General features: G+C 62.7%; 25 protein-coding genes. 7 read left to right on the forward strand and 18 right to left on the reverse strand.

Annotation, left to right across the window (positions count from 1 at the left end; all coding sequences use genetic code 11):
• Window positions 1-112: 112 nt before the first annotated feature.
• The 5 genes from LCW13_RS11795 to LCW13_RS11815 all read right to left on the reverse strand — a co-directional run bounded on the left by LCW13_RS11795 (window position 113) and on the right by LCW13_RS11815 (window position 4,723).
• Window positions 113-1,084, reverse strand: a complete 972-nt coding sequence (locus LCW13_RS11795) for a DUF2797 domain-containing protein (protein WP_225346980.1) — start codon at window positions 1,082-1,084, stop codon at window positions 113-115.
• Window positions 1,072-1,347, reverse strand: a complete 276-nt coding sequence (locus LCW13_RS11800; RefSeq protein WP_043334093.1) for a YeaC family protein — start codon at window positions 1,345-1,347, stop codon at window positions 1,072-1,074. Before LCW13_RS11800 ends, LCW13_RS11795 begins: the two co-directional genes overlap by 13 nt.
• A 138-nt stretch (window positions 1,348-1,485) precedes the next feature.
• On the reverse strand, window positions 1,486-2,391 hold the full coding sequence (locus LCW13_RS11805; protein WP_225346981.1) for a rhomboid family intramembrane serine protease: 906 nt from the start codon (window positions 2,389-2,391) through the stop codon (window positions 1,486-1,488).
• A 354-nt stretch (window positions 2,392-2,745) separates the two neighbouring features.
• Window positions 2,746-3,822: a metallophosphoesterase gene (locus LCW13_RS11810; protein ID WP_052384625.1), complete on the reverse strand. Its 1,077-nt coding sequence runs from the start codon at window positions 3,820-3,822 to the stop codon at window positions 2,746-2,748.
• 16 nt (window positions 3,823-3,838) lie between these two features.
• Window positions 3,839-4,723 carry an NAD(+) kinase gene (locus tag LCW13_RS11815; protein WP_043334090.1) on the reverse strand — a complete coding sequence of 295 codons (885 nt, stop codon included), beginning with the start codon at window positions 4,721-4,723 and terminating at the stop codon, window positions 3,839-3,841.
• A gap of 324 nt (window positions 4,724-5,047) precedes the next feature.
• Between LCW13_RS11815 and LCW13_RS11820 the strand changes: the two genes are divergently transcribed.
• Together LCW13_RS11820 and LCW13_RS11825 are read left to right on the forward strand one after the other, a co-directional pair.
• Window positions 5,048-5,626, forward strand: coding sequence for a sigma-70 family RNA polymerase sigma factor (locus LCW13_RS11820; RefSeq protein ID WP_225346982.1), 579 nt, complete (start codon window positions 5,048-5,050; stop codon window positions 5,624-5,626).
• The gene (locus LCW13_RS11825; RefSeq protein WP_225346983.1) at window positions 5,623-6,447 is read left to right on the forward strand and encodes an anti-sigma factor; all 825 of its coding nucleotides are present in this window, start codon (window positions 5,623-5,625) and stop codon (window positions 6,445-6,447) included. The genes LCW13_RS11820 and LCW13_RS11825 overlap by 4 nt, the downstream gene beginning before the upstream one ends.
• 240 nt (window positions 6,448-6,687) lie before the next feature.
• Here LCW13_RS11825 and LCW13_RS11830 read toward each other — a convergent pair whose 3' ends face one another.
• Window positions 6,688-7,071 carry a histone-like nucleoid-structuring protein, MvaT/MvaU family gene (locus tag LCW13_RS11830; RefSeq protein WP_043336770.1) on the reverse strand — a complete coding sequence of 128 codons (384 nt, stop codon included), beginning with the start codon at window positions 7,069-7,071 and terminating at the stop codon, window positions 6,688-6,690.
• Between the two features lie 444 nt (window positions 7,072-7,515).
• Here LCW13_RS11830 and LCW13_RS11835 point away from each other — a divergent pair, with 444 nt between their 5' ends.
• Both LCW13_RS11835 and bioA read left to right on the forward strand, forming a co-directional pair.
• Complete coding sequence (locus LCW13_RS11835) at window positions 7,516-7,713, forward strand: hypothetical protein (protein WP_152965394.1); 198 nt, start codon at window positions 7,516-7,518, stop codon at window positions 7,711-7,713.
• Window positions 7,714-7,788: 75 nt separating this feature from the next.
• Entirely contained in the window at window positions 7,789-9,099 is a 1,311-nt protein-coding gene (bioA, locus tag LCW13_RS11840; protein ID WP_225346984.1) for an adenosylmethionine--8-amino-7-oxononanoate transaminase, read from the forward strand.
• A 97-nt stretch (window positions 9,100-9,196) separates the two neighbouring features.
• On the opposite strand, the gene LCW13_RS11845 is transcribed toward bioA, so the two are convergent.
• On the reverse strand, window positions 9,197-9,814 hold the full coding sequence (locus LCW13_RS11845; RefSeq protein WP_043336773.1) for a YrbL family protein: 618 nt from the start codon (window positions 9,812-9,814) through the stop codon (window positions 9,197-9,199).
• 330 nt (window positions 9,815-10,144) lie between these two features.
• On the opposite strand from LCW13_RS11845, the gene LCW13_RS11850 reads away from it, so the two are divergent.
• Both LCW13_RS11850 and dinB read left to right on the forward strand, forming a co-directional pair.
• Window positions 10,145-11,491 carry a Na+/H+ antiporter family protein gene (locus tag LCW13_RS11850; RefSeq protein WP_225346985.1) on the forward strand — a complete coding sequence of 449 codons (1,347 nt, stop codon included), beginning with the start codon at window positions 10,145-10,147 and terminating at the stop codon, window positions 11,489-11,491.
• Window positions 11,492-11,655: 164 nt separating this feature from the next.
• Entirely contained in the window at window positions 11,656-12,714 is a 1,059-nt protein-coding gene (gene dinB, locus LCW13_RS11855; RefSeq protein WP_225346986.1) for a DNA polymerase IV, read from the forward strand.
• 117 nt (window positions 12,715-12,831) lie between these two features.
• On the opposite strand, the gene purU is transcribed toward dinB, so the two are convergent.
• The gene (purU, locus tag LCW13_RS11860; RefSeq protein ID WP_043336780.1) at window positions 12,832-13,686 is read right to left on the reverse strand and encodes a formyltetrahydrofolate deformylase; all 855 of its coding nucleotides are present in this window, start codon (window positions 13,684-13,686) and stop codon (window positions 12,832-12,834) included.
• Window positions 13,687-14,100: 414 nt separating this feature from the next.
• Here purU and LCW13_RS11865 point away from each other — a divergent pair, with 414 nt between their 5' ends.
• On the forward strand, window positions 14,101-15,681 hold the full coding sequence (locus LCW13_RS11865; protein ID WP_225348152.1) for a ribonuclease J: 1,581 nt from the start codon (window positions 14,101-14,103) through the stop codon (window positions 15,679-15,681).
• Between the two features lie 210 nt (window positions 15,682-15,891).
• Here the strand turns inward: LCW13_RS11865 and LCW13_RS11870 are convergent, their stop codons facing one another.
• From LCW13_RS11870 to LCW13_RS11915, 10 genes are all read right to left on the reverse strand, one after another.
• Window positions 15,892-16,176 (reverse strand): H-NS family histone-like protein, encoded by a 285-nt coding sequence (locus LCW13_RS11870; protein ID WP_043336782.1) that lies wholly within the window; start codon window positions 16,174-16,176, stop codon window positions 15,892-15,894.
• A 240-nt stretch (window positions 16,177-16,416) separates the two neighbouring features.
• Window positions 16,417-17,406: a GTP 3',8-cyclase MoaA gene (moaA, locus tag LCW13_RS11875; protein ID WP_054556294.1), complete on the reverse strand. Its 990-nt coding sequence runs from the start codon at window positions 17,404-17,406 to the stop codon at window positions 16,417-16,419.
• Complete coding sequence (locus tag LCW13_RS11880) at window positions 17,403-18,023, reverse strand: molybdenum cofactor biosynthesis protein MoaE (protein WP_404813626.1); 621 nt, start codon at window positions 18,021-18,023, stop codon at window positions 17,403-17,405. Before LCW13_RS11880 ends, moaA begins: the two co-directional genes overlap by 4 nt.
• A gap of 1 nt (window position 18,024) precedes the next feature.
• The gene (moaC, locus tag LCW13_RS11885) at window positions 18,025-18,873 is read right to left on the reverse strand and encodes a cyclic pyranopterin monophosphate synthase MoaC (protein ID WP_225346987.1); all 849 of its coding nucleotides are present in this window, start codon (window positions 18,871-18,873) and stop codon (window positions 18,025-18,027) included.
• Window positions 18,874-19,035: 162 nt separating this feature from the next.
• Window positions 19,036-20,451, reverse strand: coding sequence for a molybdopterin molybdotransferase MoeA (moeA, locus tag LCW13_RS11890; RefSeq protein ID WP_225346988.1), 1,416 nt, complete (start codon window positions 20,449-20,451; stop codon window positions 19,036-19,038).
• On the reverse strand, window positions 20,448-21,047 hold the full coding sequence (gene mobB, locus LCW13_RS11895; protein ID WP_054556297.1) for a molybdopterin-guanine dinucleotide biosynthesis protein B: 600 nt from the start codon (window positions 21,045-21,047) through the stop codon (window positions 20,448-20,450). Before mobB ends, moeA begins: the two co-directional genes overlap by 4 nt.
• A 515-nt stretch (window positions 21,048-21,562) precedes the next feature.
• Entirely contained in the window at window positions 21,563-22,279 is a 717-nt protein-coding gene (gene mobA, locus LCW13_RS11900; RefSeq protein ID WP_225346989.1) for a molybdenum cofactor guanylyltransferase, read from the reverse strand.
• Between the two features lie 153 nt (window positions 22,280-22,432).
• Window positions 22,433-23,245, reverse strand: a complete 813-nt coding sequence (locus tag LCW13_RS11905) for an ABC transporter ATP-binding protein (RefSeq protein WP_225346990.1) — start codon at window positions 23,243-23,245, stop codon at window positions 22,433-22,435.
• A gap of 118 nt (window positions 23,246-23,363) precedes the next feature.
• Window positions 23,364-24,038 (reverse strand): ABC transporter permease, encoded by a 675-nt coding sequence (locus tag LCW13_RS11910; RefSeq protein ID WP_199852303.1) that lies wholly within the window; start codon window positions 24,036-24,038, stop codon window positions 23,364-23,366.
• 26 nt (window positions 24,039-24,064) lie between these two features.
• Window positions 24,065-24,988 (reverse strand): substrate-binding domain-containing protein, encoded by a 924-nt coding sequence (locus LCW13_RS11915; RefSeq protein ID WP_225346991.1) that lies wholly within the window; start codon window positions 24,986-24,988, stop codon window positions 24,065-24,067.
• Window positions 24,989-25,560 lie beyond the last annotated feature (572 nt).

Below are 25,560 nucleotides of genomic sequence, written 5' to 3' on the forward strand. Positions count from 1 at the left end.
GCGAGAAACAAGAAACAAGAAACACTGAAACGACAGCGCCCACCCTCCGTGACGGAGCGTGGGCGCTGTCGTGTGTGCGGTGCTGAGCTCTTGGCTATGGCTCAGCCGCGGCTCATTGCTCGCCGAGCTGGGCCTCGATCTCATAGCCGGTGAACTTGCGCAGATTGATCACGCCGCTGTCGAGAATCAGATACTGACCCTTGAGCCCTTCGAGTACGCCTTCCACCACTGGCGTCTTGTCGAAGTTGAACGAGGTGACCTTGCCCGGCGCGGTGCGCACCGGAAACTCGAAGGCCAGCGCCGTGGTGTCCAGCACCCGGATGGCGCCTTCGCCGCAATGCGCCTGAAGCACCGCCAGGCCTTCTGACATCTGGGCCAGCAAGGCATCCCGCTCGGCTTCCAGATCCAGCTCGGCCACATCGCCCTTGAGCATCGCCCGCCAGTTGGTGCGGTCGTTCAGCGCCTGCTTGAACAGCACCTCGACCAGCCCCGACTGCAGGCGATTGGACACCTCGACGATGGGCAGCGCCTGGATGGCGCCCTGATCGAACCAGCGCGTCGGCATCTGGGTCTTGCGCGTGATGCCGACCTTGAGGCCGGAAGAATTGGCCAGATAGACGATATGCGGCTGGAAGCAGTGCTCCTCGCCCCACTGCGGATCACGGCAGGTGCCTTCGGCGTAGTGGCAGGTCTCCGGCTTCATGATGCAGCCATCGCACTGCGGCAGCTTGCGAAAGCACGGATAGCAATGCCCCTGCGCGAAGCTCTTCTTGGTCTTGCGACCGCAATGGCTGCAGTGGATCTGACCGGTGAAGCTCAATCGCACCTTGTGGCCGATATAGGCATTCAGCGGCTGGGTGATCTCGCCCAGACGCAGGCCATAGTTGGCCGCCAGCGGCTCGCGCGTGACCGACGGCGCATCAAACGAGGTATCGATCGCAAGCGCCTCACCGGCGGGCACGATGGACATCTTGTGGAGGTTGCCACTCAGCGTGATGGGTGCCGCATCCTGGGCACTGGCTTCCTGAGCCGTGCCAGAGGCCTCATCCGCACTCAGGGCATCATCCAGCGTCAGTTGACCCACTTGATCTGCTCCGGCTCATCGCTTGCGGCGCTGTCGTCATCACGCGGCCCACAGGTGCCGTTGTCGATGAAGCCGACACGCGACTCGGCCGGCACGTTGTTGTGCGCTTCGTACTTGATGACGGCTTCCATGCACAGCTCGACCTGCTCCTGGGTCAGCACGCGGCCATCCGGCCATTTGCGCAGCTGCATGGACTGCTTGAGGCTCTCGTAGATGGTCGGCGTCATCTGCTCGACCATGCCGTCAAAGGACATGTTGCTCATCACATACTCTCCTGATACGGGTCCACGACTGCCGAAGGCGGACCATCGGAGTCACTGGGGATGGCCGCCATTCTAGCATTGTCGTTTCGCGCAGTGTCATTTCCGGCAGTGTCATCCCCGGGGCTGAAGCGCCAACGCTCAGGCTGCGCTGCGCCTGGGGAGCAGCCAGCCCAGCAGCAGACCGGTCAGCAGGCCGCCAAGATGCGCCTCGTTGGCGATGGCGCCCAGGCCGATGGCACTCGAGAGCGGCGTCATGCACAGCACCAGATAGATCAGCATGAAGATCATCAGCGAGCGCTGCATCTGATAGCCCAGCGCGGGGCGGCGGCGCGCGGCGATGAAGACATAGCCGATCACGGCGAAGTCGATCCCCGACAGCCCACCGAACAGCACGCTGCCGGTGGCGTATTGCGCCAGATTGGCCGCCACGCCGCTCAGCACCACGACCAGCGCGAAGCGCCAACCGCCATCGATGGCCTCGATCTGGCGCCCGAACACCCACAGCCACAGCAGGTTGAACACCAGGTGCAGTACCCCGAAGTGCATCAACGACGGCGACCAGAGCCGCCACCACTCCCCCGCCAGCGTCACGGACAGCGGCTCAGGCGCGATGTGCTGACTGCCGACAAGCTCGAAGGGCACGATGGCCAGCCACTCGAATACCGCCGCCTGGCCCAGCGCATACTGGAACAGCACCGTGACGCAGCAGGCCAGACCGACCAGCCAGGTCAACGGCGTCTGGCGCATCAGGGCGATGAGGGACTGAGAACTGCCGCCGCCACGCGTCGCGGCGCCTGCGGAGGCGTCTCGCAGCGGTTCACCGCGTGACTGGCGCTCGAGCATCGCGATGACGCGCGGCAGTTGCTCGGGGTCGGCCAGCCACAGCTCCTGGCCGCCCTCGTGGCTCTCGGCATCGTCGCCAGGCGCAGCCTCGGTCGGGCGAGCCTGGCTCAGGGTGATCTGGTGACCGATCTTCTCGGCCCACAGGGCTTCGCGCAGGGGGCGGCTGTCGAAGGATTCGGGCAGCGTCAGAACCTTGAACATGTGTGCCTCTGAAGATGACACGCGACTGAACAGACTCAGTACACGTTGATAAACAAGGAGAAGTCAGACCAGCCTGTAAAAATCTACCACAGCGCCGCAGGCGTCTGGCCTTTGTGACAGACATAAAAAAAGCCCGGTGGGGGGCACCGGACTGAGCAAGGATCATTCAAGGGAACACTTACTCAGAGTACGCAATCGGGCTTTGGTTCACTGACATGTGATTGTAAAAAACAATCGCCATTCGCCGCCAGCATCACTGGCGCTATTGGGGGCATACTTATGACCAGTGCCAATGGTCAGTGCCAATGGTCAGTGCCAATGGTCAGTGCCAATGGCCAGTGCCAATGACCAGTGCTATTGACTGGCGCCATTGGCGAATGACTGGTTCGACAGGGTGTCGCGGGACAGCTCTTCCGGCACGGGGCGTCGGGAAGGCTCACGCGGTACCGGCACCCACACGAAGTTGGCGGCATCCAGCGTGGCTTCGCCACTGAAGCGATATGCCACCAGGCGTCCGAACTTGACCGCACTGTAATCCAGGCAGGCAATGTTGGGGGCTGGCAGCGCCGGCAAGCCCTCGCACCAGTAGTGCCCGAGGAACAACGGCGGCTGCTCTGGCCCGTAGTAAGGCAGATTGGCCAGCTCCTGCTCGCTCAGCCAGCGCGATTCCAGCTCGCCGGGCAGGTTGTCGGGCTGGAAGACCACATCGCCGTAGGTGCGGGGCTCACGTGCCCAGAAGTGCGTGCGGAAGCTTCGGCGCGTGAAACCATCGCCGGAATGGATCTCGACCCCTTCCGGCAAGCGCAGGTTCGCGCCGCGCGTCATGCGGTCCAGCACGCGATAGGCGAAGCTGTCGTGCTCGATGGACTCATGCAGGAAGTCTTCATCGATGCAGCCATCGGGGTAGCGCTCCAGGAAGGTACGCACCAGTGGCTCGTCCCAGCAGGCGTGCACCACGCGCAGCCCGCTCTGGCCGGGGGCCAGCGGCGGCAGCTCCAGACACAGCGGCATGCGCATGAACCAGCGCAGCGCTTCGTCCCACTCATCGGGATGATGCTGATATTGGTCAAGCGTCTCGCGGATGATGCGGTTGTGACGTGAGGTATGCGAGCGCAGGAAATCACGATGCTCGCCGCCTGCACGCGGGCGTGCGCGCCGGCAATACGCCAGGGCGTTGTATTCGTGATTGCCCATCACGATCAGCGCTTCGCCGGCATTGACCATGCTGCTGGCCAGCTGCACCGCCAGGCGGATGCGCGGACCACGATCGATGATATCGCCGAGAAAGATGACCTTGCGGGTCGGGTGGCGATAGACGCCATCGACGATGTGATAGCCGAGCGTCTCCAGCAACGTCGCCAGAGTGGCGCCGCAGCCGTGTACATCGCCGATAAGGTCATAGCCATCCTGTGGCGCCACGAATGCTTGCATGCTGTGAGCCTTGAGGTCATTCGCCGAGGCGATTGCTCCAACCGAGCTTGGTGCGACAGATCTCGAAATAGTTGTGCTCCAGCGGATGAATCAGCGTCAGACGCTCACTCTTGCGCCGGATCTTGAGCACATCCCCGGGCTTGGCCACCACCTGGGTCTGGCCATCGCAGCTGATATGCGGATAGGTCGAGTTGCTGGCACTGATATGCAGGATGATCTCGCTGGCCGCATCGATCACGATCGGACGACTGGAAAGGGTATGCGGGAACATCGGCACCAGGGTGATCGCCTCGAGACGCGGATGCACGATGGGGCCGCCACCGGACAGCGCATAGGCGGTCGAGCCGGTCGGCGTGGCGACGATCAAGCCATCCGAGCGCTGGGAGTAGACGAACTGGCCATCGATGAACAGCTCGAACTCGATCATGCGCGCCGCCTTGCCGGGGTGCAGCACCACATCATTGAGGCCATCGGCCGCCCCGATGCGCTCGCCTTCGCGGTAAACCTCGGCCTCGAGCAGGAAGCGTTGCTCGCTGAGATAGTCACCGCCCAGCACCTCGGCCACCTTCTCCTCGAGCTCATCGGGGCGAATGTCAGTCAGAAAGCCGAGTCGCCCACGATTGACGCCGAGCACGGGCGTGCCGCTGCGGCACAACGCGCGCGCGGCGCCCAGCAGGCTGCCATCGCCGCCGACCACGATCACCAGATCACACTGCTCGCCCATCTGACGGCGGCTGGCCACCTGCAGACCGTGGTCCAGCAGCAGCGTGGCAGTGCGTTCCTCGATCACCATGGCCAGGCCACGGGAATCCAGAAAGCGAATCAAGCGCTTGAGCGTATCCACCACCTGGGCACTGCCCAGTCGGCCAATCACGCCGATCGTATTGAATTGCTGCTTCATCACGCCTCCCAGGCTGTCATGCCGGCCATTATGCGGACTCACCGCGCGAGCAGCAATGCAGCCGCGCCGCGCTTTCCCCATCGGATGTGAGGTGACCGGCTGACGCCACGCCCAGACACGTTTGAAAACCGGCCACGAACATCCAAGGCGGGAAGCTGGACGTTACCTGACTATCCCCCCGCAATTGACGCACCGCCATCCCGATCGCCACGGGCGTTGATTCTTTCCCGAACGAAGGCCTCTATCATGCAACTTGCCATTCCTCGGCGGTGCACTTACCGTCAGCTGATCAATGGACCCCCTGCCAAAGGAGCCGGCCGCCCCATGCCAGCACAGAAGCCGTCAGTCAGTCCGCCAGACGCGGAAAGCTTTGACCACGCCAGTGCGATAGAAGCCTGTGCACGCGGAGACGAGGCCGCGTTCCGCAGCCTCTATGATCTTGAATCGGGCCGCATGCTGGCGCTCGCCATGCGCCTGTTGAACAGCCGCGACCAGGCGGAAGATGCCGTCCATGACGCCTTCATCAAGCTGTGGTCCAATGCGGGCCAGTACCGCCGAGAACTCGGCAATGGTCGCGCCTGGCTGTTTACCATCCTGCGCTATCGCGCCCTGGATCAGCTGCGCGCCCAGGGGCGGACGCCTCGCGGCGACAGCGATGCGCTCGATACGCTGGCCGACCTGCTCGCCAACCCGGAAACCGCGGCCGATGACAGCCAGACGGCCCATCAGTTGAGCGACTGCCTGGGTGAACTGGAAGTGCCGCGTCGCGAACCCATTCTGCTGGCCTTCTTCAAGGGACTGACACACGAACAGATCGCCGAGAAGCTGAACGCACCGCTTGGCACCATCAAGGGACGCATCCGCGCCGGTCTCAAGCTACTGCAGGAGTGCCTGTCACGATGAATAGCCCCCTGATTCCCGAATCTCCCGAAGAACAGAACCTGCTGCTGGGTGAGCATGCCCTCGGGCTGCTGGACCCTGAGCGCGAGGCCGAAGTGCGCGCCTGGATCGAGCGCGATGACAATGCCGCACGCATGGCCCTGCGCTGGCAGCAACATTGGCTGAGCGTGAGTGATCGCCTGCCGCCGGAGCCCGCTTCCGACTCATTATGGAAGCGCATCGACGCCAGCCTGGTGCGCCTCAAGCAGTCCTCCGCCACCCGCGATGACGCCGCTCGACATGACGCAGATCAGGCAAGCGCCTCTACCAAGGCGCCCTGGCTGCTGCGCTGGCTCGGCGGCGGCCTCGGACTGGGCCTGGGGGCAGGTCTCGCCCTGGCACTGGTCATGCAGATGGGGCCCTTCTCTCCCAGCGCGCCGCTGGAGGGCACGTCACCGGAGATGGCTACCCAGACGCCTGACGGCGACGCGCAACGCATGGTCGCTATCCTGCAGACACTGGAAGATCCGGGCACGCCGACCTGGGTGGCCAATGTCACGCCCAGCGGTGGCCTGCAGCTGACACCGAAGGCCTCCATCGAGCGCCCGACGGATCGCGCCATCGAACTGTGGACCCTGACCGACCCGCAAGAAGGGCCGCGCTCACTGGGGCTGGTCGACCCGATTGCGGGCATCGAACTCAGCGCCGAGCAGATCGGCAGCATGAGCCCGGGCCAGCTGCTGGAGATGACACTGGAGCCAGAAGGCGGTTCGCCGACCGGCAAACCGACGGGCAAGATTCTCGCCATCGGTCGCCTGGTGGACCTCAATCAGCGTGATAGCTGATAGTCCTCGAGGCAGCCCTCGGGCATGACGGCTGCCGATAGTGGCGCTTTCTGACGCTGTAATTTCACAGCGAGTCTCACGGGAAAGCGCCCTATCGCTCTGCTCAAGACCTGCTCAAGGCCTTCTCAAAAGAGGGGTCCGTCGTCTAGCGTCAGTCAAATGCCAGACATGAAAAAGCCCCGCGATCGCGGGGCTTTTTCATGTCTGGCAGCGTCAGCTAGCTGGCAACAAAGCCAGTGCTCAGCTTTCAGTGCGCTCGAGCCAGGATTCGACGGTTTCCGCGCCGTGCTCTTCCTTCCACTCTTTCAGCTGCTTGTGGTTGCCACCACGCGTCTCGATGACTTCACCGGTGTGCGGGTTCTTGTAGACCTTCAGCTTGCGCTTGCGACGCACGCCACCGGTCTTGCTTTCCGGTGCGGCAGCAGCCGGTGCCTGGGACGCTTTCGGGTCCAGCAGGGTGATGACGTCACGAGTGGACTTGCCGTACTCGCCCATCAGCGCGTCCAGCTTGTCCTTGAATTCGAGTTCGTTCTTCAGACGGTCATCATTGCGCAGGCTTTCCAGCTGCTCTTGAAGTTTCTTGAGCTCTTGCTCTTTCTGCATGAAATCAGTCAACAGGGACATGAGTATCTCCAGGATGTCGGGACAGACAGTTGAGTCACGAAAACACGATGCTGAAAGAGGCTCGGCGATATTCACCTGCCGTACATGTTTAACAGCGCGTTTTCATAAAGACTTGTGCAGGACACTCGGGACAGTTAAGCGCCCACACCAGATCAAGGGCGATTATAGACCGAGTCAACTGCGAGGTGAAGTCTTAAATAACATGTTTCCAAAGTATGCAATCTTTCCGATCAATGCAATAGCCAGCAAAAAAACAGTACTCACTGCCCAGGCACTTCATTATCCCCTGTCACAACTGAAGACAGGCCTGCCAAAAGCGTCTCTGCAACAACACGAAGAAGTCTTTACCACGACCTGATATCAGGCTTGAGGGCCCGCCATCACTGGACCTCCAATATTCACGGGATATGCACAATTCATGACAACAACCCACAAGGAAGTATTATGCAACCACTTTCCCGTTGGCGTGGCGGCGTCAGATTGCAGACTTTCGATGTAGAGCTGTCATTGCCTGCGCACCTCGAAAAGCATGCACCTGAACGAACAACAGAAGTCCATACTAAAGCAGGTGGCGAACTAATAGTGGTGCAAAATGCAACACTTTCTCCAGAAAGCGTCACTTCAAAAACACCGTCAACCTGATAGAATGGTCAAAGTTGACAAAGATTGAGCCGTCATCACGCCATTCCACTCTCCCGCCACTCGCAGAGATACTCCATGCCATTTTCCCAGATGCCGACCCGCGATACGGACTCACTTTCTCTCTGGCACCCTTATACCCAGATGCAGGACATGCCAGCGCCACTGGAGGTGGTCGGCGGCACGGGAGCCCGCATGACACTGGCGGGAGATGAGACACTGCTGGATGCGACATGTTCCTGGTGGTGCATGATCCATGGCTACGGACACCCGCGTCTCGTCGCGGCCATTCAGCAGCAAGCGGCAGAACTCTGCCATGTAATGCTGGGCGGCATTCGCCATCGACCGGCCAAGGAGCTTGCCGATGCGCTGGTGCGCGTCACCCCCGAGGGCCTGAATCATGTCTTCTTCTCGGATAGCGGCTCGGTGGGCATGGAAGTCGCCATGAAGATGGCAGTGCAATATCAGCAACAGCGCAAAGACCGCGATGACACGCGCGGACGAACGCGCATGCTGTCATTGATGAAGGCCTATCACGGCGATACGGCGGGCTGCATGGCAGTGTGTGACCCCGAGGAAGGCATGCACTCATTGTTCGCCGATTTCCTGCCCAGACATCATTTCGCACCGGCGCCGACTGCCGGTTTCAGCGCCAGTCGTGACGAGGTAGCAGACGATATCAGCGCATTGCGCGCCTGCCTGGAAACACACCAGCATGAGATAGCGGCATTGTTGATGGAGCCTCTCTTGCAGGCGGCAGGTGGCCTCAACATGTACTCGCCCTACTATCTCGAGGCGGCGCGCGAGTTATGTGATGAGTTCGGAATCGTATTGATCTTCGATGAAGTCGCGACCGGTTTCGGTCGGACCGGCAAGATGTTTGCCTGTGAACACGCCAATGTCTCTCCTGACATCATGGTGCTCTCCAAGGGACTGACGGGGGGATATCTGGGACATGCCGCCACCTTGGCCCAGAGTCATATCTTCCATGCATTTGATGGCGAGGATGCCAATAGCGCCTTCATGCACGGCCCGACCTTCATGGGCAATCCGCTGGCCTGTCGGGTAGCACTGGAAAGTCTCGCGGTATTCGAGGAAGAGAATTATCTGGGCAAGATTGCCGAGCTCAATCAATTGTTGCGCGACAGCCTGCTGAATTTCTCCCACCCCGCCATTCGCGATATACGCGTATTGGGTGCCACGGCGGTGATAGAAGTGCACGATGCCAGCAGTCTGGCAGGCGCTCAGGCTCATGCCCGTGAACTGGGTGTCTGGTTACGTCCCTTCGGTCGCTGGCTCTATACCATGCCAGCCTATATCACCTCCCCGCAGGACTTGCGCCAGATCACCCATGCGATGACCAGCTACTTCGAGATCCTGGAACACTGATGCACTGATGCACTGATGCACTGATGCACAACATGACTGCCCCTGGCGCTGTTCATCAAAGGCGATGTTCATCAAAGGCGATTGCCATCAGAGGCATTCACCCCCACAGACGAGCTTCGAGTGCCTGATAATCCTCTGGCGAGAGCTGACCGCCCTTGACCAGCTTCTTGAGGAAGTGACGATAACGACGCGCGACCTTGCGCCGTGCCAGCCAGGCGACACTGGTCGCCAGCGGAATGAAGTCAGGATTCGAGATACCGTCGATCAGCCACAATCTGGGCGGCTGGTCGTCGCTGAACTGGACCACGATATTGCGATCATTGAGATCAGACGGAATCAACCAGCGTTTCTCGAGATAGCGATAGAGATTGGCCAGCTCGCTCACCAGCACCTCGGCGCTCAGGCGCTCGGGGGTCTCGAGATGCACCTCGCGCAGTCGGCGTGACGTGGAGCCGTCACTGTCGAGAATCAGATCGAAGACCAGCCCGAGCCCCTCGGCGGTGGCGACACTGCCGTGGTAGGCAGGCACATAGGACCAGTCGCGCATGCCACGTCTGACCAGGCCCTCGAAATAGCGCTGCTCGCGCTCATTCTGGCGGCTGCCCTTGTCAGGGTAACGCGGGACCTTGATGCAGCGATGGGGGTCGTTCGGGTCCTGATAGACACGCCGATCATTTCCCATGCCGATGACGCGGGCATTTTCCAGCTCCAGCATGCGCACTCCTGTTGAATAACGCCTGCGACTGCAGCCGCCGGGCAGCGTGGCATTCTACAAAAAGCCGTCATGGCACGCCAACTTGTGGCATTTGGCAGCGCCCACGTTCATCGGCCATTCAGCTTGCGTTGCCCTTCTGGTAAGATAATGCGCCGTTTTTGACGGCATTCAGGAGGAAGCCGCAGGAACACTGCGACAGCAAGGCATTCGTCACGAATGTACACGTCATGCGAGGCATTGCCCCGGGATCGGGTGGCCACGCACCCACAGTTCGCCCGCTCTGTCCGCAACACTCCCAAAGCTGGCACAACCCCACATAGAGGTACTCGCATGAATGCGGTAATTCTGGCCGTCCTGGTCATGGTCGGCCTGTCGTTGGCTCGCGTCTCGGTCGTCTTCGCGCTGGTCGCCGGCGCCCTGGTCGGCGGTCTGTTCAGTGGTCTGTCACTGACCGACACGCTCGGCGCCTTCAATGACGGTGTCGGCGGCGGCGCCAAGGTCGCGCTGGCCTACGCCACCCTCGGTGCCTTCGCCGTCGCCCTGTCTCGCTCCGGTTTGCCGGACCTGCTCGCCGCACGCCTGATCGGCCTGCTCAATGGCGAAAGCACGCCGCGCCGCCAGACGGCCATCAAGTACGGCCTGCTGGGCAGCGTGACCCTGGTCGCGATTTCCTCCCAGAACCTGATTCCGGTTCACATCGCCTTCATCCCGATCCTGATTCCGCCGCTGCTGGTCGCCATGAACCGCCTGCGCCTGGATCGTCGTGCCGCGGCCTGTGCACTGACCTTCGGCCTGACCGCGCCCTACATGCTGCTGCCGGTCGGTTTCGGCTCCATCTTCCTCAACGACATCCTGCTGGCCAATATCAATGAGGCCGGCCAGTCGCTCGGCCTCGACGTGACCCGCGGCATGGTGCCGATGGCGATGGCGATTCCGGTCGGCGGCATGTTCCTCGGCCTGCTGACGGCGCTGTTCGTCTCCTACCGCAAGCCGCGTGACTACGCGACCCGCGAGATCAAGTCCAGCAACGTACCGCACCACACGCCCATGCACACGCCGTCCAAGAGCGGCCTGATCATGGCAGGCGTCGCCATCATCGCCGCCCTCGGCATTCAGCTGTATTCCGGCTCGATGATTCTCGGCGGCCTGGTCGGCTTCGCCATCCTCTCGCTGGGTGGTCTGTTCAAGTGGAACGAAGCGGATGACCTCTTCACCTCCGGCATGCGCATGATGGCGCTGATCGGCTTCATCATGATCTCGGCGGCAGGTTTCGCGTCCGTGATGAAGGCCACCGGCGACATCCAGACCCTGGTCGATGCCTCCTTCCACATCATCGGTGACAACAAGCCGCTGGCCGCGCTGGTCATGCTGATGGTCGGCCTGTTCATCACCCTCGGCATCGGCTCCAGCTTCTCGACCATTCCGATCATTGCCGCCATCTACGTACCGCTGGCGCTGCAATTCGGCTTCTCGCCGCTGGCTACCGTCGCGCTGATCGGCACCGCCGCCGCGCTGGGGGATGCCGGCTCACCGGCCTCTGACTCGACCCTCGGCCCGACGGCCGGCCTGAATGTCGATCAGCAGCACGACCACATCTGGGACAGCGTGGTGCCGACCTTCATCCACTACAACATCCCGCTGATCGTGTTCGGCTGGGTGGCCGCGATGACGCTGTAATCCGCTGAGCGACAGTCTCGCGCCCAAGCGAGATGCCAGACATGCCAACGCCCGACAGAGAGGACCTTCCTCCCTGTCGGGCGTTGTCGTTGCTGAGCCGGCTCAGGCGCAATGAATGGACGCCGCCACTGGACAGCCATCCAGTCTTTTAGCATGATGCGCGCATGCGCAAGATCCTCCACGCCGACTGCGATTGCTTCTATGCCGCCGTCGAGATGCTCCGCCATCCCGAGTGGCGCGAGGTGCCCATCGCCATCGGCGGCCGCACCGAGCAACGCGGTGTCATCGCCACCTGCAACTATCCCGCGCGTGCCTTCGGCGTACGCTCGGCGATGTCGACTGCCCGCGCGCTGCGCCTGTGCCCTCAGCTGATTCTGGTGCCCCCGGACTTCGAGCGCTACCGCGCCGTCTCCGCCGAGATTCAGGCACTCTTCCATGAGCTGACACCCCTGGTGGAGCCCCTCTCGCTGGATGAGGCCTATCTGGATGTCAGCGCCGTGACTGACTTTCAGGGCAGCGCCACCTGGATGGCGCGCTGGTTGAAGGAAGAGGCGCTCAAGCGCACCGGCATCACCCTCTCCCTTGGCGTGGCCGCCAACAAGTTTCTGGCCAAGATCGCCAGTGACTGGGAAAAGCCCGACGGCCTGACGGTGATCACCCCCGAGACCAGCGACGCCTTCATCCGCCAGCTGCCCGTCGGCAAGCTGCACGGGGTCGGCCCGGCGACGCTGGCACGACTGACACGCCTGGGCATCACCACCTGCGAGGACATGCGCACCACGCCGTTGACGACCCTGGCCGAGCACTTCGGCAAATTCGGCACCCGCCTGCACGAACTGGCGCACGGCATCGATGAGCGACCGGTGCGTGTCGAGCGTGAGCGCAAGTCGATCAGTGTCGAGCACACCTTCGATCACGACCTGCCTGATCTACCGGCCTGCCTCGAGCGCCTGCCTGCCCTGCTCGAACGCCTGACCAGCCGTCACGCCCGTCATGACCAGCCGGTGCTGGCCAAGCAGTTCGTCAAGATCCGCTTCAGCAACTTCGAGAGCACCACGCTGGAAAGCCTGCTCCCCGCCTCGACCACCACGCTGCCGAGCGCCAACAGCTTCGCCCTGCTGATGGAGCAAGCCTGGCAACGCGGCCATCGCCCTGTCCGCCTGCTGGGCGTCGGCGTGCGCCTCAAGGCCCGTGAGGACGCCCAGCAGCTGGGATTGTTCTAGCTCGCGCCAGGCGCCCACCCCATCCCGCAAACAACAAAGCCGGCACCTGAAACAGGTACCGGCTTCTTCGTCACGACCTCAGGTCGGTGACAGACTCATGCGCTGAGCAAGCGAGGCTCAGGCGAAGACGATGGTCTTGTTGCCGTGGATCAGCACGCGATCCTGCAGGTGCCAACGCAGCCCGCGCGCCAGCACTTTCTGCTCGACATCACGGCCGATGCGCACCAGTTCCTCGGCGGTATGGCAGTGAGTGACGCGGTGGATGTCCTGCTCGATGATCGGGCCGGCATCCAGCTCTTCGGTCACGTAATGGCAGGTCGCCCCGATCAGTTTGACCCCACGCCCGAAGGCCTGGTGATACGGCTTGGCGCCCACGAAGGAAGGCAGGAAGCTGTGGTGGATGTTGATCAGGCGACCGGCATAGCGCTCACACAGGCTCGGCGGAATGATCTGCATGTAGCGCGCCAACACGATGCAATCGGCCCGGGATTCTTCCACCAGACGCTCGACTTCGGCAAAAGCCGGCGCCTTGTCATTCTTGTCGACCGGCACGTGATGGAACGGAATGCCGTGCCATTCCACCAGCGAGCGCATGTCATCGTGGTTGGAAATGACGCAGGGAATCTCGCAATCCAGATCACCGGACTGCCAGCGATGCAGCAGGTCCACCAGGCAATGGGAGTCCTTGGAGACCATCAGCACGACACGCTTCTTGGCAGCGGTGTCATGCACGCGCCACTGCATGCCGAACTCTTCACCGATCGGGGCGAAGCGCTTGCCGAGCTCAGCGGCGCTCAGGCCGATGGTTTCGGGGTTGATCTCATAGCGCATGAAGAAACGACCGGCGCCAAGATCAGAATGCTGATTGGCTTCGGTGATCCACCCGCCCTGCTCGGCGATGAAAGTGGAAACTCGGGCAACAATTCCGACCTGATCAGGGCAGGACACCACCAGGCGATAGGCGTGAGACATCGTAAGTTCAACCATTGTGATAGCGGGAATGATGTTCAGCCGGCGAAGCGCCGGCCTGCGCGAGGAATCATGACACCGCCCGTAAGCAGCCCCTCGGCAAAGGTGGGCTATTGTAGCTGATCACGCGGCCTGAAACAGTGCTGCGCCCCGATTCTGTCCATATGGTCAATACGACATTGCGATCAGCGGCCATCACGCCGGCCCACCTCAAGGCGTCACGCGGACGGCCGGGCCGCCCTCGAATCGACTCGACCGGACAACAGCGCCATTTGTGGCGCTTCGCGGGATTCCCGTATAGTTGAGCCACATTTTATAGATGGCATGACATCCATGTTGAAACCCCGCGTTCAAGTCCGTCAGAGACAACGTCCGCCGCTGCACCTGCTACCGCTGGGTGGCTGCGGCGAGATCGGCATGAATCTGACGCTGTATGGTTATCAGGATCACTGGATTGCCGTGGATTGCGGCATGATGATTCGCCAGGATCTGCCGGAAGGACCTCTGCAGGTGCCGGATATCGAGTCCCTGGCAAGCCTGGGCATCAGCCCGCAGATGCTGGTGATCACCCATGGCCACGAAGACCACATCGGCGCAGTCGCATGGCTATGGCCGAAATGGCGCTGCCCGATCATCGCCACGCCCTTGGCGGCTGGCCTGCTGCGCGCCAAGTTTGCCGAACGCGAGCTGGAAACCTCCAGCCTGCAGATCATCGAGGTGGATGAAGGTTTTGAATCCGGCCCCTTCGCGCTGCGATTGCTGCCGCTGACCCACTCCATTCCGGAAAGCTGCTCGTTGCTGATCGTCACGCCGGAATATCGCGTGATGCATACCGGCGACTGGAAGCTGGACCCGGAGCCGTTGATCGGCGAGCCCACCGATCCGGAGCGCTATCAGGCACTGGCACCGGTCGATCTGGTCGTCGGCGACTCCACCAATGCGCCGCTGGCGGGTCATTCGCGCAGCGAGGGCGAGGTGGCACGCGCACTGGAGAAGACGCTGGCCGGCTGTCGCGGACGCGTCGTCGTGACCTGCTTTGCCAGCAACCTGGCCCGCATCCTGGCGCTGGGGCGCGCCGCCGCACGCAATGGTCGCCGCATCACACTGCTGGGTCGCTCGATGGAGCGCATGGTGCGCGTCGCCCGCGGCCTCGGCTATCTGGAAGACTTCCCGCCGCTGGTACCGGTGAAGGACCTGGGCTATCTGCCCCCGGAAGAGGTCATGGTGATCGCCACCGGCAGTCAGGGCGAGCCGCGCGCAGCGCTGTCACGCCTGGCCAATTCCCGCCATCCGGACTTCGAGCTGGCCGCTGGCGACACCGTGATCTTCTCTTCCAAGGCGATTCCCGGCAATGAGCTGGCCATCGGCAAGCTGCACAACGCCCTGACACGCCTTGGCGTCGGCATCATGGAAGAGAAGCAGTTCCCGGACCTGCACGCCTCCGGGCACCCGGCGCAGGAAGAATTGCGCACCTTCTATGGCTGGCTGAAACCGGTACGTCTGCTGCCGGTGCATGGCGAATATCGACACCAGCTCGCTCACACCCAGGTGGCACAGTCCCTGGGCATCGAGGCACCGCTGATTCCCGTCAATGGTGACGTGATTCGCCTCGATGCTCAGGGGCTGTCGGTGGAAAAACGCCTGACACTGCACGAGCGCATCATCGAGCATGACAAGGTGCGTCCACTGGATTCCATGGACCGCCGTGCCCGCGCGCGTCTCGGCCGGCATGGCAGCGTCTCGCTGGCGTTGCCCGTCACGCTGCAGAAGGCCGGCTGGGTTCGCATCGGCCGCTTGATGCTGGATATCAGCGGCACCTCGAGCCTGGATGAAGACAGCTTCGCCGAGTGGCTGGATGACACCCTGGCAGGCCTGGATGCCAGCAATGAACGTGAACTCAAGCAGCAACTCGATGGCCGCATCAATCGCTGGCTGCGCAACCACCTGCGCCATGAGCCGGTGCTCTTCCTGCATATCATGGCCATGAATCAGGAGTGAGTGTCGCGCCATCATTGAAGTGATGGCCGCCTTGAGCTCACTGCCCTGCACAAAGCAGCGCATGAAAAAGCCCGCCCGGGAAATACCGGGCGGGCTTTTCTGCTGCTGGGAGGCGCTCAGGGACAGGTGATGGCGAGATTGCCGACTTGCCGACTGGCAATCTCGATCTCAAGGCGCTTCAGCCACCTCCATGACGTCAGGCCGAAGGTCTCAAACGGACTTGTTCTTCGGCGGACGGCCACGACGCTTGGGCTGATCACTGACCAGATCATCCACGGAAAGGCCAGCTTCGATCATCGCATCACGAATCTCGGCAAGCTTGCGCTCCTTGGCGATTTCTTCTTCGCGGCGCTGCTCGTCTTCTTCGGCTTTCTGCTCGATCACCTCATTGATGACCTCGGAGAGCTTGTGCAGTTGTTCCATGGACAGCTGACGCGCTGCTGCACGAGCAACATTCTTGTTACGAGCGATCTTTTCGAGAGAATCGGCTGTCATTTCGCTACCTCCACCATATGCACTGAGCTGGAATCCCTGCGAGGCATCGCATTGGATGTGATAATGCAGCAAAGTATAAGCGCTAAATATGAACTAACAAGCCTTGTCAAAAGCAAGGCAGTGTTTCCATAGGATAGACCAACAAAAACCCCGCTTGATAGCGGGGTTTTTGTGAGCGTCTGTGAGTTATCCGAGATGGCTCGATCAACATGAGCGCCACGACTGATGACGAAAAAGGACTCAGCCTCCCGTCATGTTCATGAAGCGAACGATCTGGACATCACCATCCGTCGTGAAGTGATGACGCTCGGGCTTGAGGTGCATGGCATCGATGATCGCGGCCTTGAGCGGCTCGATGTCACCCGGGTGGCGCCGCATGATGTCACGCAGATCAAGCGAGTGCTCATTGCCAAGACACAGCAACAGACGCCCCTCTACCGTGACGCGAACGCGGTTGCAGGTCGAGCAGAAGTTATGACTGTGCGGTGAGATGAATCCCACCCGTGATTCGCTGTCCGCCATGCGGAAATAGCGCGCCGGCCCCAGACTGTCTTCAAGCGTGGGAATCAGCGGATAACGCGTCTCGATGCGCGCCTGGACATCATCACTGGAGCAGAAGGTCTCGTCACGACCGTGATCCGAGACCTGGCCCAGCGGCATCTCCTCGATGAAGCTGATGTCCAACCCTTCCTCACGCGCGAATTCGACCAGCGACACCACTTCGTGATCATTGCGCCCTTTCAGCACCACTGCATTGAGCTTGATGCGGAAGCCTTCCTCGCGCGCAGCACGGATGCCGGCGATTACCTTGTTCAGGTCGCCGGTACGCGTCAGCGCCTTGAAGCGCTCCGGGTCCAGAGAATCAAGGCTGATATTCAGCCGTGACATGCCGGCGGCCTTCAACTGCGCGGCGTGCTTGGCAAGGCCCGCGCCGTTGGTGGTCATCGAGAAGTCCTTGAGCCCCTCGAGCGCGCCGATTTCATCGACCAGCTTGCCGATATCACGCCGCACCAGCGGCTCCCCGCCGGTCAGGCGAATCTTCTCGACCCCCAATTCCACGAAGGCGCGCGCCAGCAACGCGATCTCTTCGAGGCTCAAGACCTCGTCGCGCGGCAGAAAGGTCATCTCTTCGCTCATGCAATAGACGCAGCGAAAATCACAGCGGTCCGTCACTGACAGGCGAACATAGCGGATGCGACGACCGAAGTCATCGACCAGGGTTTCCATCATGACTCTCCCGAAAACTTGGGTGTTGCCAGCGCTGATTGTTTCTCTTCGCTGCTGGCCTCGGCCAATGAGTCATCAGCCTTGTGTTGCTCGGCAAGGGGGGATACCGCCTCACCCTCTGCCGTCACCACGGACTCTGGATGCCAGCGCTCGAGTGCCTCACGATCGCTCGAGCGTTCCCGCACCCAATAATCTCCTGTGGCAGTGTGCTCCTTTTTCCAGAAAGGCGCCCGCGACTTGAGGTGGTCCATCAGGAAGTCACAGCCGGCAAAGGCCGCCTGACGATGCGCACTGGCGACCAGCACCAGCACGATATTGTCGCCGGGCTCGAGCCGTCCGACACGGTGAATGATGCGCACCCCGGTGAGCGGGAAGCGCTCGCGCGCCTCTGTGATCAAGCGTTCGAGGCTGCGCTCCGTCATGCCGGGATAGTGTTCCAGCGTCAGCGCGACGACATCCGGTCGCTGGTTGAAATCACGCACCAGCCCCGTGAAGGACACCACGGCACCGATGTCGCCGCGCCCACGCGTCAGGACGTCCTGCTCGACACGCAGATCAAAATCGCTGGCCTGAATGCTGACCGAAAAGGCCTGCGAGGCTTCGTTTGCGACCTGGGTCATGTCAGCCCCCCGTCACCGGTGGGAAGAAGGCGACTTCATCACCGGCATTCAGTGGGTGGTCATCGCGCACCATGTCCTGATTGACGGCACACAGCACGCGAGTGTCATTGAGCGCTTCAAGCTGGGGGTCACGCAGCGCCAGGGTGCGCTTCAGGCCCCCGACCGTCGCTTCGGACAGCGTCGTCAGGTTCAGCGCCAGACTGTCGAGGTCCAGGCGTTCCCGCAGTTCCGCCAGGAAGAGGACCCGCACGGTGGCATCACCGCGTGCCGCCGGAGCGGCCTGTCCCGCTGTCGCTTCGATGGGCTCAGCTGTTACAGCAGGGCTTGGCCCAGTCCGGCTTGACTCAACCGGCGTCTGCTCGACAGCGGCGGCTTCCTCCGGGCGCTGCCAGTCACCACTCTTGCCGCCGGTCTTGGTCTCGAGCTGGATATCGCCGATCACGATACCCTTGTCGACCGCCTTGCACATGTCATAGAGCGTCAAGGCCGCCACCGAGGCCGCCGTCAGCGCCTCCATCTCGACACCGGTACGCCCATTGAGGCGACACAGCACCTGAATTTCCACACAGCTGTTGGCGCTGTCCAGCGTGAAGTCGACCGTCACCTTGGAGAGCATCAAGGCATGACAGAGCGGAATCAGCTCATGAGTGCGCTTGGCCGCCTGGATACCGGCAATACGCGCCGTCGCCAGCACATCCCCTTTGGGCAGGCCACCTTCGGCGAGCAGAGCGAGCGTGGCAGGCAGCATGCAGACGCGTGCGCTGGCTCGCGCCTCGCGGCGGGTTTCCTGCTTGTCCGCAACATCCACCATATGGGCTTCGCCGCGTGCGTTGAGATGAGTAAGGCTCATGAGCTGTCTCGTATCCGTATCGGGTGCGCCTGACTGGCGGCAATCTCTGAAATACCAATGCCTGAAGAAGCAGGCAGGCAAGCCCTGATGAACAGGACTGGCCAAGAAATTAGCAGACTATCTTTTCATGAATCAGCTGGCATGACCACTGCGCGGCATCGCCTAGACGATGCCGCGGCTGCCCAGCCACTGCACCATGACCGGCTCGCCGGCGTGAAGCGTGGCGCAGCCGGCGGGAATCTCGATCAGGCATTCGGCCAGCAACATCGAGGTCAGAATACCCGAGCCCTGCCGCCCCGTGGTCATCACCACCTGACGCCCCTGGTCATCCAGAACGATCTGGCCGCGATGATAGTCGACACGCTCGGCACGTGAGCGCAGCGTCTCGCCGGCGATCAGCTGCAGGCGCGGGGCTTGCCACTGCGCCAGCGTCGTCGCGGAGGCACTCGCCTCATCCTTCGCCAACCGCTGCTGGCCCGACAACAGGCGCAGCGCGGGCAGCACGAACTGCAGGAAGGTGACCATGGTCGCCACCGGATTGCCCGGCAAGCCGAAGAACGGCACCTGACCAGATGACGACGCGTCGTCGGCGGGAGTGGCACGCAACATGCCGAACGCCAGCGGGCGACCCGGACGCATGGCGATGCGCCACAGCGCGAGCTCACCACAGGCAGCGAGGGCGCTGCGAACATGATCGGCCTCGCCCACCGACACGCCGCCGGAGGTGATGACCATGTCGGCACGCGTCGCGGCATCCCGCAGGGCAGCAGTCACGCTCGCCTCGTCATCGCTCAGGATGCCAAGATCCAGCACCTCGATGCCCTGATCGCGCAGCAGCGCCACGAGGCTGAAGCGATTGGCGTCATAGATGCCGCCGGCCGACAGTGTCTCGCCGGGGGCCGTGACCTCGTCACCGGTGGAGAAGATCGCCACCGTCAGCGGCCGATAGACGGCGACCTCGGCGAGCCCGAGCGAGGCCAGCACGCCCACGGCGGCAGGCGTCAGCCACTGGCCCGGCGCCATCACCTGGCTGCCGCGCGCGATGTCCTCACCGGCCTGACGCACATTCTGGCCACGGCGAATGCTGGTCACGCCTTCGATCACCACCTGCTCGCCTGCTTCGCCCTCACCCTGTGTGGAGCGATATTCGAGCTGCTCCTGCATGACGACGGTGTCGGCGCCTGCGGGCAGGGCCGCGCCGGTCGTGATGCGCATGGCTTCCCCCGCGGCGAGCGCCCGGCCCGTCCAAGGGTGGCCCGCCAGCGAGCTGCCGATCACGCTCAGCTGGCAGTGATCGCTCAATTCGCCGCGATCGCTCAGAGGCTCGCCGCTCGCCGCGTCTGGCAATGAAGCCCGTGCCAGCGCGATGCCGTCCATCGCCGCGTTGGTCTGCGCCGGGACATCCAGCGGCGAGATGACCGTCTCGGCGAGCACACGTCCGGGCGCCTGCGCCAGGGCGACACGCTCGCTGCGTGGCGTGCGCATCACGCCCGCCAGGCTCTCCCCCAGCACGCTCAAGGCTTCATCGACACTCAGCATGCGCTCGCCGAAACGCGGATCGAAACACGACAGACTCATGCGCCCACCTCGCCACGCGGCTTGCCGCCTTCCAGACGCCAATGCACCGGCCAGGCGGCGATCCAGGCGGCCAGCGCCTGAGGATCGTCAAGGTCCAGCCGCTTGAGGTCCTGCGGCACATCATCACGAGGCGGCAGCTGCGCCGCCGGTGTCGCCAGCGCATGGATCCAGGGGTCCTCTGGGGCTCGCAGCGGCTTGCCCACGGCCTCGCGGTACAGCTCAAGCTTGGGCAGCGGCCACTGCTTGAAGCCCTCGACCAGAATCAGGTCCACCTCCAGCCCCTCGAGCTGCGCCACCAGCTGCTCCAGATCGGCCTCCGCCTGGTCCGGCGTTTCCATCATCAGCGCAAAGCGCTTGGCGGACGCCACCAGCATCGGCACGGCACCGGCCGTTCGCAGACGATGACTGTCCTTGCCCGGCGTATCGACATCAAAGGCATGATGCGCATGCTTGATCACGGCGACACGGAGGCCGCGCGCTCTCAGCTCGGGCAGCAGCTGCTCGAGCAGCGTGGTCTTGCCGGTGCCGCTCCAGGCCGCGATGCCCAGCAGCGGACACGCTGACGCCGCCAGCCGTGCCTGCCAGGCGGGCGACATCCCGACTTCATGAGAAATATCTCCACGCGGCGTGGGAGCATCACTGCGGGGGGAGGAATGTTCAGCACTGACAGCGGTATCAGCACGCTGGTCAGTCGTGGAAGAAGACTCAGGCATGAAGGTTCTCTTGATGATTCCGGCGTATGGCGGCCTGTCGACGGGGCTCACCGCAGCGCTCCCGCGCCCGCAAGGGAAAAGATGACGATGACAATGCGGGCTGAGCGGATGCCATGAAGGTGAACACGCATGGCGCTCATTTCAATGGGCAACGGCTCGATATGAGCAAGGGCTCAATGGGGCTACGACGCAGAGTGGCAAGACACCCGCCAGAACCGCCAGACACGACACTTTTGAGGTGCAACGCCAAGGCCATCAATACCGGGCAGGTAAAGACAATAACCCGCCAGACTCCTGAAGAGACGCCCCCGGCGATGACGACCTGCATCACAATGACACACCTTGGGCGTGCAAGCGGGAACGGATGACACGCAAAGGACGTCAGGAAAGAAGCGCGCTCAGCGCGAGCCGGCTTCCATCTCACGGCATTCTTCAAGGGTATTGAGATTGGCGAAGTCCTGCTCGCTGCCCGCCTGCACCTTGAGCCAGACGTGCTGATCGAACCAGCGGTCGATCTTGCGCTCGCCAGCGGCCAGCGCCGCCTGCAGCGAGGGTAGCAGGCCACGATGCATGAGACAGATCACCGGATGGTAACGGAACTCGTCTGCCGCCACGGCCAGCAGCGCAGGCCCGGCATCAACCGCGTGACCGCCCTCGACAGTGAAGCCTTCCAGCTGATCGCCGTTGGCATGATCGATCAGCGCCACACTCAGCGTCTCGACCAGTTCATTGGGCAGGTGCGGCACATCGCAGGCCACCATCATCACCCAGGGCGTCCGCGCTGCCGCCAGCGCACTGGCCATGCCCATCAGGGGGCCGTGGTAACCCGGCTCGCTATCTTCGACCAGCGGATGCCCATAGGCGGCATATTCGGCGTGCGAGCGATTGGCATTGATCAGCAGCTCGCCCACCTGAGGGGTCAGGCGCGCCAGCACATGCGCCACCAGCGGCACCTCATTGAGCGTGACCAGTCCCTTGTCGACGCCACCCATGCGCCGCGCCTGGCCACCGGCCAGCACCACCCCGGTGATATTGGCGGGCGTGAGCGAGGCCTTGAGCTGCTCGGCATCGCTCGGCAGTGGCGTGGCGTCAGAGGTGTGATTGGAGCTCGGCATGAAGGCGTATCCCGGTCGAGTGCGCAAAGGCGCAGGTAATGTCATGCAGCAGGGCTGCTGGCAGAGCATCCAGTGCAAGCGGCTGATGAACAGGGCTTTCTCAGCCCTGAAGCTTGAGGTGCTTGCACTGAAGGCTCAGCCCATGAAGACGACTCAGCCCGCTGAGGGCTCAGTGTGCAGGCTGGCAGCGCTCAGCGTCCAGCGCGCACTCGAGCCCTGGCTCAAGGCATTGTCCTGATGCGAGGACAGGATCACCGCACACCCCTGCTGGCACATCTGCTCCAGTCGCAACGCCAACTGCTCGACGGCGGCCTGGTCCAGATTGGCGGCAGGCTCATCCAGCAACAGCACCGGCGGACGCGACAACCAGGCGCGCGCCAATGCCAGTCGCGCCCGCTCGCCACCCGACAGGGAGCGGGCGGGCTGTCGGGCCTGATCGCTCAGCCCGCTCCAGCGCAGCATCTCTTCGACCTGATCACGCTGCTGGCCGGCAGAGCCGCTGTCGGGTTGCCAGCGAGCCGCCAGCACCAGATTGCCGGCCACGCTGGTGTCGAACAGATACGGCTGCTGGTGCAGGTAGCGCACCGGATGAGCGTCACGGGTCTGCCATTCAAGCTTGCCGCCAGTCGCGGGCTGCATGCCGGCCAGCACGCGCAGCAGCGTGGTCTTGCCGCTGCCGTTGTCACCCTTGAGGTGCACCCAGCCGGACGCCGGGGTCGGCGCCCAATCCAGTGCCGCCACATGCCATAACAGGCGACCTTGCGCCTCGGCGCTCTCGCCGGATGCCTGCGCCGCAGCCGGCAAGCGATATTCGAGGCCGCGCACACGCAACAGAGGGGCAACGCTTGCGTCAGCAGCGAGTACCTGGGCAGCAGACGGCGAGGCTTGCGCGAAGCCAGTCCCCGTCACCGGGCAGGAGGGGTCGCCCGGGGGAACAGACGAGGACGAAGAACTAGGGGGGAACATCATGACTCCATACGACGATTCAGCCTGACGCGATCAGTGCTGGTGTGCTTGTCTCAACGGGCTGGCAGGCGGCTTGCAGACTGTGGGGGCAGAACGTGACTGGCGGCGAGGCCGCGGGTCACGCCTGTACCACCAGTTGACCGCGACCGCGCAACAGCCCCAGCATCAGATTGAGCGCCAGTGCCAACACCAGCAATACCATGCCCAGGGCAACCCCCTGGGCATACTCGCCCTTGAGGGTTTCCAGCGCGATGGCCGTGGTGATATTGCGCGTGAAACCGGCAATGTTACCACCCACCATCATGGCGCAACCCACTTCAGCGATGATTCTACCAAACGCGGCCACCAACGCCGCCATCACGCCGAACCGGGCTTCCATCACCAGCCGCCACAGCGCCGCCCGGCGCGACGCCCCCAGCTGCAAGGCCGTCTCCCAAGCACGCTTGTCGACGCCCGCCAGCGCGGCATGCAGCATCACCACCAGAATCGGCAGGGCGAGCAGAATCTGCCCGATCACCATCGCCGGCTGGGTGAACAGCAGATGCCAGTCGCCCAGCGGGCCAGCGCGCGACAGCAGGATGAACAGCAGCAGCCCCACCACCACGGTGGGGACGGCCATCAGGGTATTGATCAGCGAGATCAGCAGCCAGCGCCCCGGGAAGGCACAGCGAACCAGCACGAAGGCGATCAACAGTGCCGGTGGCACCGCGATCAACATCGCCATCAACGAGACACGAAACGACACGCCGATGATCTCCCACAGCGCGCCATCCATGCTCAGCAGGAGGCTCATGGCCTCCTGCGTGGTTTGCCACAAGCTCACGAACGCGGCTCAGCCTGTGCACCCTGCGCCTTCACCGGCGCGCGCTCAGAGGCGCGGTCCGCTGTCTGGCGAGCATCGAAGCCGGTCTCGCCGTGGCTGGCATGGAACAGCGCCTTGCCCTTGAGACGGTAATCATCGATTGCCTGCTGCCCTTCGCTGGAAATCAGCCATTGGGCCAGCTCACGCGCACCACGGGTATTGAGCCCGTCATGATTGGCCGGGTTGACCAGAATCACCTGATAGGGGTTGAAGAGGCGCGCATCGCCCTCGACCAGAATCTCAAGCTCGAGCTTGTCTTCCATCGCAAGCCAGGTGCCACGATCGCTCAAGGTGTAATCCTGCAGCTCACTGGCCATGCTCAGTACCTTGCCCATGCCCTGGCCGACGGCCTTGTAGCCGGAGAAGTCAGGGGTGACATCGGCACTCTGCCACAGGTCCAATTCCTTCTTGTGGGTGCCGGAATCATCGCCGCGCGAGATGAAGCCGGCATTGGCGCCGGCGATCTTGCCCAGTGCCGCGTCCACATCCTGCATGCCATCAATGGCCGCCGGGTCCGCCTCGGGGCCGAGCAGCACGAAGTCGTTGTACATCACGCCATGCGGTTCGACACCGTAGCCGGCATCGACGAACTTGCGCTCGGCGCCCGGGGCGTGGGTCATCACCAGATCCACATCGCCATCCTGCCCCATGCGCAACGCCTTGCCGGTACCAACCGCGATGACCTGAATGGTGACATCGTGGGCCTGTTCATACTCCGGCAGCAGGTGATCGAGCAGGCCTGAGTTGTAGGTGCTGGTCGTGGTGGCCAGACGGATGATGTCGTCGGCTGCCTGGGCCGGCAGAATGCTCAGCGCACCGAATGACAGGCCTGCGAGGGTGGCCAGCAGGCGACGAGAAGACAAGGTATGGCGTTGCGGCATGGGGGTGCTCCCTGAATATTTTTTCTGGCGTGACGGTCTTGATGACATCAACGTGAATGCTGACTGTGCAAACGACATGCCGAAAGCGCTGTGGTGACGAAACGGACTATCCGATAAAGGCTTTCAAGGCTTTGGCAGACGGGGCTGATACATGGACTGGCACGCAAGACAGCCGGCGATGATACCGGAATCTTCTCCAGCAGGCAGACTTGCCGGCTCCCGCCTCCTGTCGTCCCTATCGTCCCTGACGCCCCTCTCGCCCTCTCGCCCTGCTGACGTCGCTATCCCTAGCGGGGCGAATGACGCTGCTGGAATGGCACTGCCGGAATGGCCGAGAAAATACTGACAATAACTCCAGGCATGACCATCACTGCCCCATGACGACCCGATTGCCGAGTCATCGCCGTGCCTTGCGTAGCGCAACGGGGCAGCCTGCCAACCCTGCCCGCCAGCGCCGCGTGCTGACAAGGCTGCAAGGCCCTGCCTGTGGCCAGCACAAGCAGAAAGAGGCAGCAATGTGGCATCCAGCGCTAGATTACCAGTGAGCAGCACGCCACAATGCCCGCATGATA

This window comes from Cobetia amphilecti (assembly GCF_020217465.1).
Taxonomy (GTDB): domain Bacteria; phylum Pseudomonadota; class Gammaproteobacteria; order Pseudomonadales; family Halomonadaceae; genus Cobetia; species Cobetia amphilecti.